Raw genomic sequence first — 20709 nt, forward strand, 5'->3', positions numbered from 1 at the left:
ATGATTAGTATCAATATAGGTGGACAGATCCATGAATTTAAAGAAGGCATTATTATAGAAGATATAGTAAAAAAACTATACCCTGATAATAAGATTATTGTTGCTGCTGTTGTTGATAATGAACTTTATAATTTAAACAACAGGTTAGAAAAAAATTGTTCTCTTGAATTTTTGACCATTAATGATGAGATTGGGAATAGAATATACCGAAGAAGTCTTTTTCTGGTCATGGCCAAGGCTATCTATGATTTGTTCCCTGAAGGAATCCTGTCAATTGAACACTCCTTAAGTAATGGGATATATTGTGAACTCCATAAGGATAGCCCCCTTACTCAAAAGAGTCTCTCTAAGATACAGAAGGGAATGAAAGAATTAATAAAAAGAAAAATACCTATTAAAAAAGTATATTTTAAGAAAGATGAATTAATTAATGTGTTTCTTAAACAGGGATTTAGTGAAAGGGTAGAGTTAATAAAACAGATGGATACTGTTGGCTCTAATATTTACGAATTAGATGGTTATTATAATTATTTTTTCTACAATATGATTCCACATACAGGATATTTAGACCGCTTTGAACTGCATTATAGACTTCCTGGGTTTATTCTTTTGTATCCACAGCGGGGTAATCCTTTACATGTACCTGATTTTATAGAACAGCCTAAATTAGCCAATATTTTTCATGAATATGAAAAATGGGGTCAAATAATAGGGGTACAAAATGTTAGTGATTTAAATAAAGTAATAGAGGAAAAAAAATATGGTGATTTAATAAGGGTAAGTGAGGCATTACATGAAAAGAAAATTGCCAATATAGCTGACCAGATAAGCCAGGATATTGAACAAAAGCGTGTAATCTTAATTGCAGGACCATCCTCTTCTGGAAAAACTACCTTTGCCCAGAGGTTAGCGATCCATCTACGGGTTAATGGTTTAAAACCTGTGGCAATTTCAACTGATGATTATTTTATTAACCGTGAAGACACCCCAAAAGATGAGAATGGAAATTATGATTTTGAGTCTATTGAAGCAATTGACCTTGAATTATTTAATAAACAATTGCTTGAACTTATCCAGGGTAAAGAAGTAGAACTACCTATTTATAATTTTACAACAGGTAGACGCGAATCCAGTGGTAAAAAAATGAAGATAGAGGAAAGACAACCTATTATAATTGAAGGTATTCATAGTCTAAATGATAGCTTAACAGAGTTTATTCCACAGGATGTTAAATACAAGATATATATCAGTGCCCTGACACAACTAAATATAGACCAGCATAACAGAATACCTACCACTGATACAAGGATTATAAGGAGAATAGTAAGAGATCACAAATTCCGCAACCAGACAGCAGCTATGACAATAAACTGGTGGCCTGGTGTAAGGAGAGGAGAAGAAAGGAATATTTTTCCCTATCAGGAAAATGCAGACCTGATGTTTAATTCTGCTTTGGTTTATGAACTACCAGTTTTAAAGAAATATGCTAAACCACTACTGGAAGAGATCACAGCAGATGATAAGAGTTATTACCAAGCCAGGAGATTACTTGGTATTCTAAAATGCTTTAAAACAATGCCTGAAGGTGATATTCCTGATACCTCTATTATCAAAGAGTTTATTGGTGGTTCTCCCTTCAATTAAAACTTATAAAAAATTTATTTTAAAGAAATCATTGATGATCTGACAGACCCCCTGCCAGTTGTCAACCCTGTAAATACTTTTACCTTTAGTCTCTAAAAACTTATTATGGTATTTATTAATAAGTATAACTGGTATATTATTCCTGGCAAAGGCCCTGGCGTTTTCTGCATTATCTTCTACAAACAATTCTATTCCAGCGGCCAGGGCATGAGGTACTTTATCACCATTATGTATCAGCTTTGTAAAGGGTATTTGATGTTTTTTTAACCATTTTGTAGTTAAACCTTTAAATCCTTGATCCCGGGCAGTAATTAAATTCACTTCAAAGTTATAATTATATAATTTTCTTATTGTTTCCCGGGCTAATGGTACTGGTTTAACCTGACTGTATATATCTGTTAAATTTTTATCTAGAAACTTATTTATTACATCACTTGAAATATCATATGCTTGATCGAATAAATAAGAATCACTTTTTCTAACAATATCATAACCAAGAAAATTACAGATAGCATCATGCCATATATTGTCATTTTCATGTTCTTCGTCTGTAATTACCCCATCTATATCAAATCCAATAATTTTCTTCATGTTTTCACTCCTTTAAATTTCATCTCTTGAAAGTACCAAGCATTAAACAACAAGTTTAACAGATATTCAATATTATATCAAAAAAACTCATCTTTTGAAATGAATTTAATGTAAATAGATGTTGCTTTAAAGTATGGATACCAGACTTTAGAATCTTTTTCCAAAGACAAAATACCATGGGATAAATAATACTTGAAAGGAAAAGAGTATGATTAAAATCATTCCAAATACATTATCTATATTTAGAATAATATTCTCAGGATTATTAATAGTCTCTTTTCCGTATAAAACCATTTTTATTCTAATATATCTTTTATCTGGATTAACAGATGTATTAGATGGCTTTATCGCCAGGAAATATAATATAGAAACTAAACTAGGTGCTAAACTAGATTCAATAGCTGACATTGCTTTCTATACTGTTTTATTAATAATTTTTTTCGTCTGGTTTAGAAACATTCTGATAGAATATAAATGGTTAATTATTATTACAATAACAATTAGAATAAGTACTATTATTATCGGGATAGTTAAGTATAAAAATATTGTTTTTATACATACTGTAGCAAATAAAATAACTGGATTAATGATTTATTGTATTCCAATATATATATTTTTACTCAATTCCAATATACTAATATCCAATATACTAATATTAGTAACAACAATTACTTCTATAATATCAGCTCTAGAAGAATTTTTGATTATGCTAATATTTAAAAAAGTAGAACTAAATAAAAAAGGTATTTTTTGCAAGTAAAATATAAATTCTTTATCAAGGTGGTGAATTATGTGTCATTAAATGAAAGTATTAATAAATTAGCCAAACAATATGGAATATCATATTTCGGTGTTGCTGATTTATCTTACGCCTATGACACTATTCTGGAACAAGGTGGAGCTGATATTGCAAAATATCCATATGCTATATCATTAGGTATAGCTTTAATTAATGATATTGTAGATCAGCTACCAAACCGTTCAAGAAGAGATGTTGCGGTTAACTATGAACATCATGCTTATGATATTATAAACCAGAGGTTAGATATAACAGCTTCAGTGATAAGCAGCTTTATACAGGAAAAAGGGTATAATGTATTACCTATTCCGGCATCAGAAAGGTATGATGATGAAAAAATTTGTGCATCTTTTTCACATAAATTAGGTGCCCACTTAGCTGGTTTAGGTTGGATAGAGCCAGTTCTTTATAGATTATATATTCAATCCGTTCTGCTGACTTATTTGAACTATCTATCAAATTGTAATCTGCTGCGCTAAAAGGCACTATAAAGAAAGGATAAAAAAGCGAATTAATTACAGTAAAAATAATTAGGGTTTGCAGGTTTACTAAATATAATCATAAAGTTTTTAATATGAGTTAAAAAGGATTATTGCTTGGGGTTGTAGAATATAGTGATGTACAAAATTAGGCAATTATTATATGTTTTAAGGTATATAATGAATAAGAAAATAAAGTATATTTGAGTGAACGTTGAAAGGAGATTATATATGAAGGTATTGTTATTTCTTGCTAATGGAGCAGAAATGATTGAATTAAGTGCATTTATAGATGTTTTTGGTTGGGATAGGCATTATAATAATGGTAACATTAATATTGTTACTTGTGGCTTTTCTAAGGAAATTAAAAGCACATTTAATATTCCTATAAGAGTGGATTTGTTAATAGAAGAAGTTAAAACAGATGATTACAATGCTCTAGCAATACCGGGGGGTTTTGCAGATTATGGTTTTTACGAAGAAGCATATAATGAAAAGTTTTTAAATTTAATAAGAGAATTCAAGAATCAGGATAAGCCTATAGCTTCAATATGTGTTGGAGCGCTTCCTATTGGTAAAAGTGGGATTTTAAAAGGGAAAAGAGGTACTACTTATCATTTGATGGGCGGGAGAAGACAAAAACAACTAGAAGAATTTAGGGTTAAAGTTGAAAATGAACCTGTTATAGTTGAAGATAATATTATAACCTCCTGGTGTCCATCGACTGCAGTAGAAGTAGCCTTAAAGCTTTTAGAAATGCTTAGAAGCAGAAATGATTCTGATAAAATAAGAGAAATAATGGGATTTTAATTAAAGGACTATTCTATAATTCTTATTAAGAAAGGAGTTTTCAAAGATACATAAACAATTAGTAATAATTTCAAATATAGAAGGGGTTTCAGGAATTTTTGAAAGAAATAAAAAATCATTACGGCACGGAAGTGAAGAATGATGTAATCCGAATTCAAAGAATAACGGATAATATATTTTTTGAAAAAATAAATTGAAACAGGAGGTTTTTTCATGAAATTTAATTATTATATGCCAACGAAAATTTTATTTGGACCTGGAAAATTAAATGATTTAGCAGGTGAGAATCTTCCAGGTAAGAAAGCCTTAATAGTAATATCAGCAGGGACTTCTATGAAAAAATATGGTTACTTAAACCGGCTGGAAGGGATTTTAAAGAAAAAAGAAATTGAATATGTTATATTTGATAAAATATTACCAAATCCAGTTAAATCTCACATTATGGAAGGAGCAGAACTTGCCAGAAAAGAAAATTGTGATTTTGTATTTGGCCTGGGTGGTGGTAGTAGTATTGACTCAGCAAAAAGTATTGCTGTTATGGCAAAAAATCCTGGAGATTATTGGGACTATATATCTGGTGGCTCAGGTAAAGGAATGCCCTTAGAAAATGGAGCACTTCCTATTATTGCAATTACTACAACAGCTGGAACAGGTACTGAGGCCGATCCCTGGACGGTTATAACTAAAGAAGAGACCAATGAGAAAATTGGTTTTGGTTGTGCAGATACCTTTCCAACATTGTCAGTTGTGGATCCAGAATTAATGGTGACGGTGCCTAAACATCTGACAGCATATCAGGGTTTTGATGCACTTTTCCATGCAACAGAAGGCTATATTGCCAATATAGCAACACCAATAAGTGATGCCTATGCATTAAAAAGCATTGAATTAATAGCAAAATATTTACCGATCTGTGTAAAAGATGGAGAAAATATTAAAGCTCGTACCCAGGTAGCTTTAGCAAATACTCTTTCCGGGTTTGTAGAATCTATATCAAGTTGTACTTCAGAGCATTCAATGGAACATGCCCTAAGTGCCTATTATTCTGAGCTTCCACATGGGGCAGGGCTTATTATGTTATCAGAATCATATTATACATATTTTGCTTCTAAAGTGTCTGATAGATTTAAAGTGATGGCAAAAGCTATGGGTGTTGATGTGGCTAATCTTTCTGAGGACGAGCGTCCTATGGCTTTTGTAAAAGCATTAATTAGACTTCAAGAGGAATGTGGTGTAAATAATCTAAAAATGTCAGACTACGGGATAAAAAGAGAAATGATTCCTACGTTTGCTGAAAATGCACACAATACAATGGGAGGCTTGTTTGACGTAGATCCTTATACTTTGACCTTTGAAGATACTATAGAGATTATGACAAATGCATATAAGTAAAATTTCATAAAGGAGAGGTTTTTTCCTCTCCTTTATGTTTATGGACAAAAACTTAAGTGTTAAGTTGCTAACATTGATTATTAAAAATTATTTTTACGTTATAGATTTAATATCATTAAAAACATTTGATATTACAGTATCTTTAGATTTAAGTATAGGTAAAAAACTTCTCCCGGTAATTGCTGCTAAAACGATAATTCCTCCAATAAGAGCCCAGGAGCCAGGGGTTTCTCCTAAAAATAAAAATACCCAAACTGGATTTAATAATGGTTCAATTACGGGAATCAGGATTGCATCTATGGCTGAAACATGTTTAATAGCCTTGGAATAAAGAATATATGGTAAGCCTAGTTGCAAGACTCCCAGTATTATCAAAAAAAGCCATCCTGAGCTGCCGGGTCCTGCTTGAAATATGAAGGGTATACATATAATAGAAGTTACAATATTACCCAGTAATACTGATTCCAAAGGAGAATCATTTTTTTGCATCCGCATAAACAGTGTAAAAAAAGCAAAACTAATTCCACTTGCAGCTGCAATTAAATTACCATATATATTATATAAACTCAGATTATCAAGGAAAAACAAAGCCATTCCTCCTAGTACAGTTAGGACTATTAACCAGTCACTTATCCTGGTTTTTTCTTTTAATAACCAGGGGCTGAGTAAGGTAACATAGATAGGTGCAGTAAATTGAAGTAGAATGGCATTGGCAGCTGTAGTCATTTTAGTAGCTATAACAAAAAAAATAACTGTAGCAACATAGGCCAGAGTCGCCCCTAGCTGAGGTTTAGACCAGGTGATTTTTGGTTTTTTCAAGTAAACCAAGATCACTATAGCAGATATAATACTTCTTGCACCAGCGATAGCTAAGGGATTCCAGTCTATTAGTTTAATTAACAGTCCACCCAGGCTCCAGAGGCTAGCTGTTATTATTAATAATAATATTGAAACTGATCTTTCTGTTTTGAAACTATTTATACTTGTCATCTAAATAATCACCATTCCTTTTTAATTAAGATTAGTTACTACTCTAGTAAAGAATCAAAGTGGCACACAGTGGTGTTTCTTTTATGTAATGTAGAAATAAATAGCATAAATCTATACCATAACTATAAATGAAATAATATAACTCTGAGTGCTATTTGACTCTTGAGTAGTATGATATAATAATAGTATAATGATTATATTAAGGAAACACAACCTAAAAAATTGCTTTTAATCTTTGTACAGTTCGTGAATAAGCATTTTTTTAATAAATTAGTGAGGGTAATTTATATGACATATGGTATTGGTATTTATGGGTGTGGAGGTATAGGTAAAGTACATGCTTATTGTTATAATAATTTACGATTCTTTTATGCTCCACCTGCTTTAAAGACAGAATTAATCGGTGTCTCTACTTCAAACCAGGAAACAGCAAATATAGCTAAAGAGACTCTAGGTTTTAGATTTGCAACTACTGATTACCGTGATTTACTTAATAGTGATGATATCCAGATTGTACACTGCTGTACACCTAATTATCTACACAAGGATTTCTTGATAGCTATAATTAGGCATATTTATTGTGAAAAACCGATAGCTCTGAACTTAACAGAAGCAGAAGAAGTTTTAGCTGTTGCAGAGGAAGTAAACTTCACTCGAGAATGGAGTGTATATTCAACGAGTCCACGATATGATGTTAAAATCTGTTGAAATAGGAGAATGGACAGCTTGTTAGAAAAATTTTTAACTTACTTTAATTTGAGCAAGGAATTAAAAAAATCTCTTGACAAATAATCTATCTTGTAATATTATTTATTTAACCGGTTAGTTAAAAACGTAAGGAGTAAAAAATTATGGGAAATGCAGTTGAGTCAAAACAAAAAATTTTAAATGTAGCAGAGAAACTCTTTGCTGAAAAAGGCTTTGATGGTGCTAGGGTAAGTGAAATTGCCAGTGAAGCCGGGGTAAATAAAGCCCTTATATATTACTATTTTAACAGTAAAGAAGATATTCTTGAAACATTATTTACAATTCTAATTGATGATTTTAAAAATTTAATAAAAAACAATATGATAGGAATTAATGTATTTAGTGAAGATAATCTTGATATAGTAATGAATAGTATATTAGATTATATTTTGACCAAGAAGGATATATTACGTGTCGCTATGGTAGAATCTATGAAAGCAGTATCTGAACAATCAATAATAATCAAAATCGGTGAAATGCTAATAAGCGCTGAAATTGAAGAGGTGAGGCAGTCTTTGCTTGAGAAAGGGATAAAATCTCCCGGTAATATTAAGGAAATACTTGTGGCAGAATTTTTCACTGGTACTTTACCTGTATTAAACTATGTTATATTTGAAGATGAGTTTACCCATCATTTTAATATGGATGAAAAGGAATACAGAGAATATTTCATTAAAGCCTTTAAGCAAACCCACTTTGCCTATCACCTGAAGAGGTAAAGTGTTTTTTTAAATATATTTAACCAAATGGTTAGTTAAAAAGGGGGGTGATAAAACTAATAGTACTAAAATAAAAGAAATTTTTTTATAAGAATAACTATCTGGTTAGTTAAAAATTAAATTGGAAGGTGGATTGGAGTTGAAAGATATGAGAAAAAAACAATTAAAAGATTTTTTTGCTGATTTTGGCTTTAATATTATCATTAAGTATAAATATTTAATATTATTGCTTTTATTCGGCTTAACAATACTGGGTTTTTTGGGAATGCAGAAACTTGAATTTGATTCATCAAATGATGCTTTTTTACCTGAAAATGACCCGGTAGTTATAAAAAACGATAAGTTTAAAGAAATTTTTGGTAATGATGAGTTTATTTTCATTCTGGTAGAGAGTGATGAAATTTTTAGTCATAATGTTTTGCAGTATATTAAAGAACTAACCGAAGACCTGGAAGATAACTTACCCTTTGTAGATGAAGTTACTTCACTAGCTAATCTGGATTATATCGAAACAGAAGGTGATAGATTAATAATTGATGACCTGATTAAAGAAATAGTACCTACTGAGCAAGAAACACTAAATGACTTGAAAAATAAGATTTTAGCTAAAAAAACATATGTAGGTAAAATAATTACGGAAGATTGCCAAAAAACCGGGATTATTGTTACCTTTCAGGAAATACCGGAAATGATTTATGCTCCGGTTGGTAAAAACTTTTCCCCACTGGACCAGGCCGATTATTCACCTCAAGAAGTATTGATGGATGAAAACCTGTATACTAAACATCAGCTTGGTTTAAATAAAGTGGCAGACCCTAGAAAGCTGATTGCCCCAGCTTTAAAGGTTATTTTAGCCCGGCATAGTGATAGTAAGATAAAAACAACTGCTACCGGAGTTCCTGTATTGGATTATGAGACTGATCGAATGGTCACTGAGGAAGGGACTAAATTTGGCCTGATTGCACTACTTGCTGCAACTCTATTAATGATCGTACTCTTCAGAAGCTTTAGAGCTGTTGCTGCTATTTTTCTGGTAGTTTTGTCTTCACTGGTAATCCTCTTTGGAACATTGGGTTGGCTAAAGCTTAAGCTTTCCATACTGGCCTTGATTATACCTACATTGGTTCTGGTTATCTCGGTTAGTTATTCTATTCATGTTATTAACCATTTTTTAAATGGTCTGGAAAAGGGTTTTCGCTATAAGGCGATAAAATATGCTTACCGGGAATCGACCTGGCCTATTTTAATAACTGCTTTAACTACCACCCTTGGTTTTATTTCATTTATATTTGTACCACTGGAACCCATCAAGATAGTTGGGTTTTCCTGTGCAATAGGGACTTTTTTAACCTATCTGATAGTGATGATTGTTGTTCCGCTAATTTTTTCTATAGGAAAGAGTAGAACTTTACCAAAAAAAGATTATAGTAAAAAAAGTGCTCAAAAAATTTTTCGGAAAGCTATGGAAAAATGGGCTGATTTTGTAGTCAGAAATATAAGAGTTACAGTAGGATTGTCAATAATTGTGATAATTTTTGTTGTTTTTTATTCTTTTAAAATGCCAATTAACAGTGATATGTTACAGGTTTTAGGTAAAGATGTGGATTTTGTTAAAAATGCTAATTATATTACAGAAAAGCTGGGAGCCCTGTATTCTTACGATGTTTTGCTGGAATTTCCAGAAGAAGGGATGGTGAAAAAAAGTGAAGTGCTTAAAGAGATAGATGGTCTAACAGATATGATCAATCGATTTGATTCAACAGTAACCCAGACTTCAATAATTGACTTAATCAAGGAATTACATATGACCATGAATAATAACCAGGAGACTTTTTATCAAATTCCAGCTTCCAATGACCTGCTCGCTCAGTATTTATTATTATATGAGATATCAGGTGGAGAAGACCTGGAAGATCTGGTTGATTTTAATTATCAAAAAACCCATATTTCAGTACAGGTTAACGATTTTAAGAGCTCAATCCTGCAGGAATTTGAAAAAGTAATTACCTATGGTCAGCAGCATTTTCCGGCAGGGACTAAAGTAACAGTAGTGGGTGATATGCCAATTCTGCTCAAAACCTTGACAAAACTGGTCGATGGACAGAAGCTATCTATTTTTATAGCCTTAATGGTTATTACCCTGGTAATGATAATAGTCTTGAAATCAATAAAGTTAGGACTGTTATCAATGATTCCCAATGTAATTCCAGTCCTGGTAATTACAGGATTAATGGGCTTATTACAATACTCTCTTGATTTTATTACAGTCCTGATTGCACCGATGATTATCGGTATTGCCGTTGATGACACAGTCCATTATTTCATTCACTTTAAGGAAGAGTATCTTGTGACAGGTTCTTACCATCAAGCAAATAAGGAAACCTTCCGTAAGATTGGTAAAGCTTTGATTTCAGCCTGTGTTGTTCTAATGTTAGGTTTTGCTATTTTTGTTTTATCGAAAATGGCAAGTCTGGGACATATGGCAGTTCTCTCAGCAGCAGGTATTTTCGCTGCTCTAGCAGCAGATATGCTAATTACTCCGGCAATTGTTATGCTGGTAAAACCCTTTGGGGAAAATCTTGAAATTACAAACAGGGAGGAAGAAAATTATGAAATGTAAATCTTTAATGATCATATTACTGGTGTCTGTAATGTTGTTACCTGTTCTGGTTCAGGCAGAGGAATTGACTGGTAGGGAGATTATTGATAAAACAAATATTATGAACTTGGTTGATGATATGCAGGCAGAGATGGAGATGGTAATGATCAATAAAGCAGGGCAGAAAAGGGTCAGGGAACTAATGTCATATTCAAAAAAAGATAAAAGTGATGATATAGAAAAATCTATAATGCGTTTTCTTAGTCCGGCAGATGTTAAAGGCACAGGGTTTTTAAGTATAGACAATCCGCAAGGGGCTGATGAAAAATACCTATATTTACCTGCCATGGGACGGCCCCGCCGGCTATCATCAGATGAGAGAGGTGGTTCCTTTATGGGGTCTGATTTTAGTTATGAAGATATTTCAGAATCTGTTGAAGATTATATTTACACCATTATTGGTACTGAAGAAATAGATGGTCAGCAGGTTTATATTGTTGAATCTATTCCACGTACAAAAGAAATAGAGAAAGATGTGGAATTTGCTAGAAAGATTTCCTGGGTGAGAAAAGACAATTTTGTTCTAATCAAGGCAGAATTTCATGATAAAAAGGATGAGGTATTGAAAAGGCTTAATGTACTGGAAATAAAACAGATTACTGAAGAGGTATGGATGCCGGTTCATTTAGAGATGGAAACTTACCAGAAAGGGTCCAGGACCAGTCTAAAATATAAAGATATTAAAGTGGATACAGGGTTAACAGACGATTATTTTTCTGTTAGACAATTAACCCGTCCTCTATAAGGATGTGATCTAGTTTTGAAAGATAAAATATTTTCTATTCTATTGAGCTGGCTGTTTTTTATGTTTTTTTCCTGGACTAATGTTTATGGCAGTGACCTGGAACTTAGTGGAGAATGGGTCTCGAGACTGGAAGCAGAATTCCAGGGAGAGAATGATATTATATTGTTTAATTCACTTGGTTTAGATTTAAATTATAATAGTTCTATGTCAGCTTTTAAGGCCAGTTTAGACATTACAGACGATGATGATGATCCTAATGTTAGTTTAGAAGAGGCTTATGGAGAGTTTTATTTTCAGTCTACTGATTTAAGGATAGGTAAACAGTATATTGCCTGGGGTAAAACTGATGGTATCAATCCAACTGATAACTTTAACCCTGAAGATTTAACAGATCCCTTCAGTGAAGACAATAAATTGGCTGTAAATGCAGTTAGGGCTAAACATTATCAAGATGATTGGATATTCGATCTTATCTGGGCTCCCCTGTTTACAGCAGCTGAATTACCTAAAGCCGGTAGTCGCTGGTCTTCTTTGCCGGCAGGTCTAGAAATTGAACCACAGGAACCTGAAAATAGTCTGGAGAATTCTGAAATAGGGGTAAGGGCTTCTAAATGGGCTGGCTCAATTGATTTTTCTTTTAGTTATTTTCGAGGCTGGAGTAAGACTCCAGCCTGGCCTGACCAGTCTATAATCGAAGACGGTCAATTAGTTTTCAAGCCTGAATATTATCAGGTTGATGTCTTTGGAACTGATTGGGCCAGAGATTTTGGTAGTTTTGTTTTCAGGGGTGAGTTAGCTTATTTTAAAACAAAAAAGGATTTTCAATTAAAAAATCCTTATTCTCAGTATGTCTTGGGGGTTGATTTTAATGCTACAGATGAATTGTATATTATTACCCAGCTGGTTGGTGAAAAAGAAGAAGGGGAAGATAGGACTGACAACCTAACTGTATCTCTGGAGTATGAGCTTACTGAATTTAAGACTATTGAATTAAATGGAATATATAACCTGGCTGACAGAGACAGTCTGATAAACCCCTTATTTAACTATGAAATAAGGGATGGTCTTGCAATGACACTGGGGGCCTATATATTTTCCGGGGAAGATGGGAGTTCATATGGCTGGTTTGATGAGAAAGATTATGTATATATAGAGTTAGTAAGATCATTTTAAAGTCTTGATAAATTGCTATACTTTTTTGTATTAGCCATAATATTAAATTATAGTGTGTTTTTTGTATCTGAATCACTTTATATGTTATAATAATTTATGGTTTTTACAATAAAAATTAGAATTTTAATCTAAAATAATTAATTAAGGAGTATAGCAATGAATGTCAGAAAAGTTACTAAAATAATTATGTTAATGGAAGAGAAATGGCCGAAGCCTGTAACAGAATTAAATTACTCAAGCCCTTTTGAACTCCTGCTTGCTACGATATTGTCTGCTCAGTCAACTGATAAACAGGTAAATAAGGTAACAAAGAGACTCTTTAAAAAGTATAATCAGCCAGGGGATTTTGCGGAAATGAAAAAGGATGAACTGGCTCAGGAAATCAATAGTATTGGTTTATATCGCAATAAAAGTAAATTTATTATTGAAAGCAGCCAGCTGATCCTGAAAGACTTTAAAGGTAAGGTACCAGATACAAGAAAGGAATTAATGAGATTGCCAGGGGTTGGACGTAAAACTGCCAATGTAATCTTGGCCTCTGCCTTTCAAAAAAATGCAATTGCGGTTGATACACATGTCTTTAGGGTAGCAAACCGGTTAGGACTTGTTAAGACAGATAAAGTAGTGGAAGTTGAAAAACAATTAATGAATATAATACCTGAAGAAAAATGGAGTGATCTGCATCACTGGTTAATATTCCTCGGCCGTAGGATTTGTAAAGCCAGAAATCCCCATTGTAACAAATGTTTTTTACAGGACTATTGTGAGTATTATAATTCATCTAAATAAGGGGTGTTATTAGTATGAAAAAAAACAAAAAAATTGATCTACATATGCACTCAATCCACAGTAGTGATGGTGAGCTTCACCCCTGTAAATTACTAGAAATTGCCAAAGAAAATAACCTTACAGCAGTAGCCTTGACTGATCATAATACTGTAGCTGGAATAAGTGAGGCAATAGCTGCTGGAAAACACCTGGGAATCGAGGTTGTACCCGGGATAGAAATAGACAGTCAATTCAGAAAGTATTCTATCCATATTTTGGGTTATTATTTTGATATTAATGATGATAAATTAAATAATTTACTGACAGAACTAAATAGTCTTTATTATGGGTTAGCCCAGAAACGTGTAACGAAATTAACTGAACTGGGATTTGATATTGATTACCAGCAGGTATTAGACTATGCTGTAGACCTTCCTGTTGGTGTTGTGATAGCTGAGGTATTACTAAAAAACAAGAAAAATTTTAATCATCCACTACTAAAACCATATTTAACTGGGGAAAAAAGCAAACAGCCATATTTCAATTTTCATCTTGATTTTTTTAGTAGGGGTAAAGCAGCCTATGTTCCTTTTAAAAGTATTAGTAGTAAGCAGGTTATTAAACTCATCAAAGGATTAGGAGGAATACCTGTCCTGGCCCATCCTGGTTATTCATTTAACTATCAAAATGAAAATGATCTGACTGCACTTAAAGAATTGATTGCTGAAGGCTTAGTTGGTATAGAGGCATACAGCAGTTATCATAAACAAAATGAGATAAATGAGTTTGAACAGATAGGTAGAGATAATAGCTTAATAATTACTGCTGGTAGTGATTTTCACGGCAAACTGAAACCTGAGATCTCTATGGGAGGAATAAAAAATAATAATTATAGTATCTTAGAGGAATTAAAGGATTATTTGTTACATATTTGAAGGAATATGTCTTTACTTAGCGAAATATTAAATATAGAGGCTTTATAATAAAAGTAGGCAGGTGAGTTAAGTGAAAATATATGTGCTGGATACAAATGTACTACTTGATGACCCCAAAGCAATCTTTGCTTTTGAAGAAAATCAAATAATTTTACCACTGGCTGTCCTGGAAGAAATTGATGACCAAAAGACCAAGACATCATCAATTGGACATAATGCCAGGGAAACTTCAAGAATATTGGATAATCTCAGAGAACAGGGAAGACTGGACTGTGGTGTAAAATTAAAAAATGGGGGTAATTTACGTATAGAGATTAATGGCAAGGATTTTGAACCTCCTGAAGGATTAAATGCAGCCAAAAAAGATAATCGGATCTTGAGTACTGCTTTTTATATTCAGAAAGAAAATCCTGATCAAAAGGTAATTCTGGTGACTAATGATATTAATTTACGTTTAATTGCAGATGCCTTTGGATTAAAAGCAGAACAATACCGCTCTAACCGCCTAAATGATGATGACATTTATACCGGAAGCCATGAGATTAAGGTTCCTGCTGAATTAATAGATCGGTTCTACCAGAATAATGCCCTGGAACTGAAGGAATTTAAAGATATTGATAAAAAAATATATCCCCAAGAGATGGTACATTTGATTGCAGTTGATCAGAAAGGAAAATCAGCCCTTGCCAGGTTTAATGGTGAACAAATTGTACCGTTTTTATTTTCCAAGGCCAGCCCCTGGGGGATTAAACCCCGTAACAAGGAACAGAAGTTTGCCCTGGAACTCCTTTTAAATGAAGATATAAAACTGGTTACCCTTCTGGGTAAAGCAGGTACTGGCAAAACATTACTGGCTTTAGCTGTCGGCCTGTCAAAGGTTACTGATGAAGAGGCCTATAAAAGATTACTGGTAGCTAGACCAGTTATACCTATGGGGAATGATATTGGTTTTCTGCCTGGAACAAAGGAAGAGAAATTACAACCCTGGATGCAGCCAATATTTGATAACCTGGATTTTATTTTGAATCAGAGTAATGATAGTAGTTTTTCTTTTGATTACCTGGTAGAAAAGAATCTGATTCAGATAGAGGCCTTAACATATATCAGGGGTAGATCGGTTCCAAATCAATTTATTATTATAGATGAAGCCCAAAATCTGACAGCACATGAAGTGAAGACTATTATAACCAGGGCAGGAAAGAATACCAAGATTGTTCTGACAGGTGATCCATATCAAATTGATAATCCCTATCTTGACAAACACACTAATGGCTTAACACTCCTGGCCCATAAATTCCATAATGAATCTATTGCAGGACATATTACATTGGTCAAGGGAGAACGCTCTGAACTGGCCAGAATAGCTAGTGAGCTGCTGTAATTACTGGTCAAGTTAACGGCAAGGCTCCCGGATTGTAAATTACAAAAAGGGAGCCCTTTTATTCAGTCATTATTTTTAGTCCAGGGGAGTAGTCTTTTTAAGAGACTATTGTGCTGTTCTTTCTTCTGGTCTAAGCGTTTTCTGATCTCCTGAATAAGTTCCCGGTCACGTCTTTCTGATGTTATATTCAAAAGTTTAACTGCCTGCAGGTATTCCTGTTTTAGAGTATTTTGTCCTTTTTTTAGTTCCTTAATACCATCTTCAACGTCTGTAATTCTATCCAGTAGAACTGAAACAAGGGAACTAAGCCTTTCATCGGTTTCACCAACAAGAGCAGCAGCAATATCCTGTTTGCTTTCCTCTAAATTTAATATTTCGCGCACCTGTTTGATTGAATATTTCTGTTCATAAAGGTAAGTCCTGATTTTTTGTAGGGTAGCAATATTATTTTCTGTATATTGCCGATATCCATTATCATTTCTTGGTATATCTAAAAAGTTTTCTAGTTCTGATTCCCAGTATCTGAGTGTTGAAGGTGCTACATTTAAAATACTGGCTGCTTCTGATGTGGTATACCTTTCCTTATCCATTTTATACCCCCTTCCTTAGTGAGAATAGACAAGGCAAGGTTAAAATTTACATTAGTTTAATAATTCTGGATCGAGAGAAAAATTCCTGCATAAATAATAAAAAGATACCATTTTAAAGAAAGAGGATTATACTGTCTGACTATAGAATTAATATACTAGGTATTCTTATACAGGAGGAGACTAATTAATGAATAAAAAAACATATCTAATACTTTTTGTTATAGGTGTTTTAGCAAGTATTTCTTTTTCAACAATACACTATTATGTTATTAATGCAGGTCAGGTTACCACAGAGATTCAAAAAAAAACTGGGTTTAAAGAAATAGACACAGATATTTTATTTGCTCAGGCCAGAGATGCCTACTATGCAGGAAAAATTATTAAGGCAGAAGAGCTGTATCAGGCTATTAATTTGAAGGAAAGTAATAATCTTACTGCTTTAAAGAATATTTATTTTATAAATAAGGAATTAGGTAATCTTAAGGAAAGTATAACTAGTTTAGAAAAAATAGTTAATCTCAGTGATGATAAGAAATGGAACTATAGACTTGGTTTAAGTTATTTTCAAGTAGGCAATTATGAACAGGCTGCCGATATCTTAAATAAACTGGCCAGTGAATATCAAGAAGTCTTTTCTGAAAAAGAATTAGCAATTATTAATTATTATCTTGGTTTAATCTCAGTAAAAAATAAAGACTTGGAATTAGCGAAAGAATTTTTTGAAAAGGGGATTAATGTATCTCCTAAAACTACGATTAATTATGTAGAATTAGCTGGTATACATAAAGAAAAGGGACAATATCATGATGCCATTACAATGTATAAAAAGGCCCTGCGTTATGATTATAGTTTGTCTTATATCTATCCAGAACTGGCTGATCTCTATGAGCAATTAAATGAAGTCAGTAACTCTTACTATTACTGGAAGCGTAGTTTATCCACTAATAATAAACCTACTCTGGCCAGTGATAAAATTGATAAATTAGAGGAAATACATCCAGAATTAATTGAATTAGAAAAGGAAGAAAAAAACAGGACACGTACAAGTATAAACTGGTCTATTGTTGAACCCATTACTGATACAGCAGATATTCCACTCATAAGGGTTGGTTTAATTGAAAAGGCTGAAAATATTACCTTCCAGGCTGGAACTAATTTTAAAGTATTTAATAATGATCAGGCCGTTTTTAATGGTCAGGCTAAAAAGGAATATACCCTAAAACATAAAAATGATAAATTTGAAATTTATAGTGATGGAGAGATTCTTAGTAATTTTAAGACAGATAAATTATTGTTAAAATTAAGTGATGACCATTATACTTTTGATTTATATGACATTAGTTTTGGAAAAGGATATTTCTGGGCTGGTAATGAAGATAGACAGTATCGTGGGGAACTAGAAATTTTATCTAAAGATAATGATTTACTCACAGTAATTAATAATATTAATTTAGAGGAATATCTCTTATCAGTAGTTCCAGCAGAAATGCCTGCTAGCTGGCCTATGGAGGCTTTAAAGGCCCAGGCTATAGCAGCAAGGAGCTATGCCCTGGTTCATCTGGGCAGGCACAGTCGACAGGGATATGACCTCTGTGCTACTGTACACTGTGCTGCTTACAATGGTGTCAAGAGTGAGAATACTAGGACTACTGAAGCAGTCCTTACTACTAAAGGAGAGGTTATAAACTATAATAACCGAATTGTTGACGCTGTTTTCAGTAGTAATAGTGGTGGTTATTCTGAGAGTAGTGCTGATGTCTGGGGTAACAGTTTGCCCTATCTTGAGGGGGCTAATAATATGATGGAAGAAAACTATTCATTTCCATTGGAACCCTATCAATTAGAAGAGTGGTTAATTGATAATCCTTCTTCCTTCTCCGGGGTAGCTAAATATATAGGCAGCAATGTGTACCGCTGGGTCAAATATATGCCGGTTGACTATTTTAAGGAAAGGTATAATTTAACAGAATTAATTAATATAATTCCAGAAGGCAGAAGTATAGGAGGCAGTATACAGAGTATATTAATCATTGGAGATAATGATAAAGAAATTAGAGTAAAAAAGGACAGCATCAGGGGGAGTTTCGGTGGTTTGAAAAGCAATAGATTTTTTATTGATAAAATTTATGATGAAAATGGAGTAATTACAGCTGTTCTCTTTTTTGGTGGTGGCTGGGGGCATAATGTAGGTATGGATCAAACTGCTGCAGCAGGTATGGCCGAGCAAAGTTATTCTTATGAAGATATTCTTAAACATTTTTATAAAAACACTAAGGTAATAAAGAAATATTAATTTTACTTGCAAATTATCTTGCAGTGGTTTATAATATTAGTAAACTTAAATATTATCTTCAGGGCAAGGTGAAGGATAAAACTTATCCCAATTCCTGACCGGTGGTTATAGTCCACGAGCAGATGCTGAACTGGTGAAATTCCAGTACCGACGGTATAGTCCGGATGAAAGAAGAATATTTTTATGCCCTGGGGAACCAGGGTATTTTTTATCTTTGAGCTTTAAATTATCTGCTCTGAAGAAAATTTAATTCAGGAGGAAGATAATATGGATGTAAAAAAAATTGCTAATGTTGGAGTGTTGACTGCTTTATCATTGATCCTTATGCTGTTAATTAAAATTCCTTACCCACCAATGCCTTTTTTACTATATGATCCAGGCGATATTCCAATTCTAATCATCGGTTTTCTTTTTGGTCCTGTTGTTGCCTTAATATCAACTTTAATAAATTCAGTTATAATGGCAGCCTTTGTAGGTGATGGAATTTATGGGGCATTGATGCACTTTTTATCTACTGGGGCATTAGTTGGAGTCGCAGCTTATATCTATCATAAAAGTCATAATAAAAAAGGTGCTGTTAAGGGGCTAATTGCTGGCACACTAGCTATGGTAGCTATTATGGTGCCTGCCAATCTAGTTATAACACCTATCTTTATGGGGGTTGATTATAAACAGGTTTTATCTATGATCTTACCCTTTATACTACCATTTAATCTTATAAAAGCCCTGACAAATTCTATGGTAACATTTCTGGTTTATAAAAGGATTGCTGATTTTCTAAGGAGAACAGGTTTATTAAGGATTGATAATACAATTAAAGTTTAATTTTTCTTAGGCAAGCATGAAAAAGTCCGGTGTAAAAACCGGACTTTTTGTATATAATATTATAAACTGGTAAAAATACAGAGTGTAACATATTTTGTGATGGGGGTTATAATTATGGACTATAAGCTACACATTATAATGATTTTGCTTTTGATCTGCTTAATGTCTACACTTGTTCTGGCAAATACCTATACTACATATACCATAAAAAAGGGGGATACCTTATCACTTATTGCTAATAGTTTTAATATTAAAACAGAAGAAATAATCAAAATAAACAATATAAAAAATCCAGATTTGATATTAGTGGGAGAAAAAATACGTATTCCGTCAGAAGGGATAAAATATACAGTAAAATCAGGTGATTCACTCTGGAAAATAGCCCAATCTTTCAAAGTTAAACTCCAACAAATAATTAATCTAAACCGTATTACTAAACCAGGTATAATCTATACTGGACAGGAATTAATCATTCCTGTTTCAAATGATAGGACAAGGTATCAACTTGCTTCACGTGCAAAGAGTATCAATTATATCTGGCCTGTACAAGGTAGGATATCCTCTGAATATGGCTGGCGGATTCACCCTATAAGGAAAAAAAGAGAATTCCATACAGGTTTAGATATAGCTGTTCCATATGGGACACCAGTTTATGCAGCTGAAGATGGTATTGTTGAATTCAGCGGTCAGGCAGGTGGTTATGGAAAACTTGTTATTATTAGACATCTAGACAATAGCAAGACATACTATGGTCACAATCTGCTTCTTAAAGTTAATAAAGGTGATCGGGTAAAGCAGGGTAAAGTAATTGCCTTAAGTGGTAATAGTGGTACTTCTACAGGTCCACACCTCCATTTTGAAATAAGGATTAATAATAAACACTGCAATCCACTGCAATACCTCAATAAAAGATATCTTAATAATGGATTCAAAATTTGAAAGGGGTTAAGATGAATACTGAAAAAAAAATAGATGAAATAATTAATTTTATTAGATTACACCCAGAGTCCACAGCCAGTCAGGCCATAATGAGACGTTTTTTAATTAATAAAAACAAATTTGAAACCAGTACCGAGATTAGTTTTGAATTGAAAAATATCTTACAGGAAAAGGGAAATGATGAGATAGACTTTTGTTATTACCTGGTTAAATAAAAATTTGACAAATAT

Annotated in this window: 20 protein-coding genes and 1 riboswitch; of the genes, 17 read left to right on the forward strand and 3 right to left on the reverse strand. The window is 33.0% G+C overall.

The genetic code is table 11. The features are described 5' to 3' along the window. The first annotated feature begins 3 nt into the window (after positions 1–3). A complete protein-coding gene (locus GM661_RS09785; protein WP_407929660.1) occupies positions 4–1644 on the forward strand; it encodes a nucleoside kinase in 1641 nt (546 codons plus the stop codon). Between the two features lie 3 nt (positions 1645–1647). Here the strand turns inward: GM661_RS09785 and GM661_RS09790 are convergent, their stop codons facing one another. Continuing rightward, the gene (locus GM661_RS09790; protein WP_125990458.1) at positions 1648–2235 is read right to left on the reverse strand and encodes a 5' nucleotidase, NT5C type; all 588 of its coding nucleotides are present in this window, start codon (positions 2233–2235) and stop codon (positions 1648–1650) included. A 208-nt stretch (positions 2236–2443) separates the two neighbouring features. Here GM661_RS09790 and GM661_RS09795 point away from each other — a divergent pair, with 208 nt between their 5' ends. The 4 genes from GM661_RS09795 to GM661_RS09810 all read left to right on the forward strand — a co-directional run bounded on the left by GM661_RS09795 (position 2444) and on the right by GM661_RS09810 (position 5715). Further along, complete coding sequence (locus GM661_RS09795) at positions 2444–2995, forward strand: CDP-alcohol phosphatidyltransferase family protein (protein ID WP_230866705.1); 552 nt, start codon at positions 2444–2446, stop codon at positions 2993–2995. A gap of 32 nt (positions 2996–3027) precedes the next feature. After that, positions 3028–3513 (forward strand): hypothetical protein, encoded by a 486-nt coding sequence (locus GM661_RS09800; RefSeq protein WP_230866706.1) that lies wholly within the window; start codon positions 3028–3030, stop codon positions 3511–3513. 231 nt (positions 3514–3744) lie between these two features. Further along, the gene (locus tag GM661_RS09805; RefSeq protein WP_230866707.1) at positions 3745–4323 is read left to right on the forward strand and encodes a DJ-1/PfpI family protein; all 579 of its coding nucleotides are present in this window, start codon (positions 3745–3747) and stop codon (positions 4321–4323) included. A gap of 213 nt (positions 4324–4536) precedes the next feature. After that, positions 4537–5715 carry an iron-containing alcohol dehydrogenase gene (locus GM661_RS09810; protein ID WP_230866708.1) on the forward strand — a complete coding sequence of 393 codons (1179 nt, stop codon included), beginning with the start codon at positions 4537–4539 and terminating at the stop codon, positions 5713–5715. A gap of 93 nt (positions 5716–5808) precedes the next feature. Here the strand turns inward: GM661_RS09810 and GM661_RS09815 are convergent, their stop codons facing one another. Then, positions 5809–6705: a DMT family transporter gene (locus GM661_RS09815; protein WP_230866709.1), complete on the reverse strand. Its 897-nt coding sequence runs from the start codon at positions 6703–6705 to the stop codon at positions 5809–5811. 288 nt (positions 6706–6993) lie between these two features. Here GM661_RS09815 and GM661_RS09820 point away from each other — a divergent pair, with 288 nt between their 5' ends. From GM661_RS09820 to GM661_RS09855, 8 genes are all read left to right on the forward strand, one after another. Further along, the gene (locus tag GM661_RS09820) at positions 6994–7413 is read left to right on the forward strand and encodes a Gfo/Idh/MocA family protein (RefSeq protein WP_230866710.1); all 420 of its coding nucleotides are present in this window, start codon (positions 6994–6996) and stop codon (positions 7411–7413) included. Between the two features lie 143 nt (positions 7414–7556). Next, positions 7557–8171, forward strand: a complete 615-nt coding sequence (locus tag GM661_RS09825; protein ID WP_230866711.1) for a TetR/AcrR family transcriptional regulator — start codon at positions 7557–7559, stop codon at positions 8169–8171. A gap of 148 nt (positions 8172–8319) precedes the next feature. Further along, on the forward strand, positions 8320–10791 hold the full coding sequence (locus GM661_RS09830) for an efflux RND transporter permease subunit (RefSeq protein ID WP_230869779.1): 2472 nt from the start codon (positions 8320–8322) through the stop codon (positions 10789–10791). Beyond that, entirely contained in the window at positions 10781–11575 is a 795-nt protein-coding gene (locus GM661_RS09835; protein WP_125990467.1) for an outer membrane lipoprotein-sorting protein, read from the forward strand. The genes GM661_RS09830 and GM661_RS09835 overlap by 11 nt, the downstream gene beginning before the upstream one ends. Before the next feature lie 15 nt (positions 11576–11590). After that, positions 11591–12748 carry a DUF1302 family protein gene (locus GM661_RS09840; protein WP_230866712.1) on the forward strand — a complete coding sequence of 386 codons (1158 nt, stop codon included), beginning with the start codon at positions 11591–11593 and terminating at the stop codon, positions 12746–12748. A gap of 156 nt (positions 12749–12904) precedes the next feature. After that, positions 12905–13537: an endonuclease III gene (gene nth, locus GM661_RS09845; protein ID WP_230866713.1), complete on the forward strand. Its 633-nt coding sequence runs from the start codon at positions 12905–12907 to the stop codon at positions 13535–13537. A 14-nt stretch (positions 13538–13551) separates the two neighbouring features. Then, positions 13552–14451, forward strand: coding sequence for a PHP domain-containing protein (locus GM661_RS09850; protein WP_230866714.1), 900 nt, complete (start codon positions 13552–13554; stop codon positions 14449–14451). Positions 14452–14521: 70 nt separating this feature from the next. Continuing rightward, positions 14522–15832: a PhoH family protein gene (locus GM661_RS09855; RefSeq protein WP_230866715.1), complete on the forward strand. Its 1311-nt coding sequence runs from the start codon at positions 14522–14524 to the stop codon at positions 15830–15832. A 62-nt stretch (positions 15833–15894) separates the two neighbouring features. Here GM661_RS09855 and GM661_RS09860 read toward each other — a convergent pair whose 3' ends face one another. Further along, positions 15895–16422, reverse strand: a complete 528-nt coding sequence (locus GM661_RS09860) for a MerR family transcriptional regulator (RefSeq protein ID WP_230866716.1) — start codon at positions 16420–16422, stop codon at positions 15895–15897. A 187-nt stretch (positions 16423–16609) separates the two neighbouring features. On the opposite strand from GM661_RS09860, the gene GM661_RS09865 reads away from it, so the two are divergent. From GM661_RS09865 to GM661_RS09880, 4 genes are all read left to right on the forward strand, one after another. After that, entirely contained in the window at positions 16610–18715 is a 2106-nt protein-coding gene (locus tag GM661_RS09865; protein ID WP_230866717.1) for a SpoIID/LytB domain-containing protein, read from the forward strand. A 50-nt stretch (positions 18716–18765) separates the two neighbouring features. Continuing rightward, positions 18766–18895, forward strand: a riboswitch (FMN riboswitch). A gap of 87 nt (positions 18896–18982) precedes the next feature. Next, on the forward strand, positions 18983–19540 hold the full coding sequence (locus GM661_RS09870; protein ID WP_230866718.1) for an ECF transporter S component: 558 nt from the start codon (positions 18983–18985) through the stop codon (positions 19538–19540). Positions 19541–19654: 114 nt separating this feature from the next. Further along, a complete protein-coding gene (locus GM661_RS09875; protein WP_230866719.1) occupies positions 19655–20479 on the forward strand; it encodes a peptidoglycan DD-metalloendopeptidase family protein in 825 nt (274 codons plus the stop codon). Between the two features lie 11 nt (positions 20480–20490). After that, positions 20491–20694 carry a hypothetical protein gene (locus GM661_RS09880; RefSeq protein ID WP_230866720.1) on the forward strand — a complete coding sequence of 68 codons (204 nt, stop codon included), beginning with the start codon at positions 20491–20493 and terminating at the stop codon, positions 20692–20694. Positions 20695–20709: the final 15 nt, after the last annotated feature.

The sequence above is a fragment of the Iocasia fonsfrigidae genome, assembly GCF_017751145.1.
GTDB lineage: Bacteria > Bacillota > Halanaerobiia > Halanaerobiales > DTU029 > Iocasia > Iocasia fonsfrigidae.

Coding starts and splice junctions, on each gene's coding strand:
- GM661_RS09790 (WP_125990458.1), bottom strand. CDS start 2,235: ATGAAGAAAATTATTGGATTTGATATAGATGGGGTAATTACAGACGAA.
- GM661_RS09795 (WP_230866705.1), top strand. CDS start 2,444: ATGATTAAAATCATTCCAAATACATTATCTATATTTAGAATAATATTC.
- GM661_RS09805 (WP_230866707.1), top strand. CDS start 3,745: ATGAAGGTATTGTTATTTCTTGCTAATGGAGCAGAAATGATTGAATTA.
- GM661_RS09810 (WP_230866708.1), top strand. CDS start 4,537: ATGAAATTTAATTATTATATGCCAACGAAAATTTTATTTGGACCTGGA.
- GM661_RS09815 (WP_230866709.1), bottom strand. CDS start 6,705: ATGACAAGTATAAATAGTTTCAAAACAGAAAGATCAGTTTCAATATTA.
- GM661_RS09820 (WP_230866710.1), top strand. CDS start 6,994: ATGACATATGGTATTGGTATTTATGGGTGTGGAGGTATAGGTAAAGTA.
- GM661_RS09825 (WP_230866711.1), top strand. CDS start 7,557: ATGGGAAATGCAGTTGAGTCAAAACAAAAAATTTTAAATGTAGCAGAG.
- GM661_RS09830 (WP_230869779.1), top strand. CDS start 8,320: ATGAGAAAAAAACAATTAAAAGATTTTTTTGCTGATTTTGGCTTTAAT.
- GM661_RS09835 (WP_125990467.1), top strand. CDS start 10,781: ATGAAATGTAAATCTTTAATGATCATATTACTGGTGTCTGTAATGTTG.
- nth (WP_230866713.1), top strand. CDS start 12,905: ATGAATGTCAGAAAAGTTACTAAAATAATTATGTTAATGGAAGAGAAA.
- GM661_RS09850 (WP_230866714.1), top strand. CDS start 13,552: ATGAAAAAAAACAAAAAAATTGATCTACATATGCACTCAATCCACAGT.
- GM661_RS09860 (WP_230866716.1), bottom strand. CDS start 16,422: ATGGATAAGGAAAGGTATACCACATCAGAAGCAGCCAGTATTTTAAAT.
- GM661_RS09865 (WP_230866717.1), top strand. CDS start 16,610: ATGAATAAAAAAACATATCTAATACTTTTTGTTATAGGTGTTTTAGCA.
- GM661_RS09870 (WP_230866718.1), top strand. CDS start 18,983: ATGGATGTAAAAAAAATTGCTAATGTTGGAGTGTTGACTGCTTTATCA.
- GM661_RS09875 (WP_230866719.1), top strand. CDS start 19,655: ATGGACTATAAGCTACACATTATAATGATTTTGCTTTTGATCTGCTTA.
- GM661_RS09880 (WP_230866720.1), top strand. CDS start 20,491: ATGAATACTGAAAAAAAAATAGATGAAATAATTAATTTTATTAGATTA.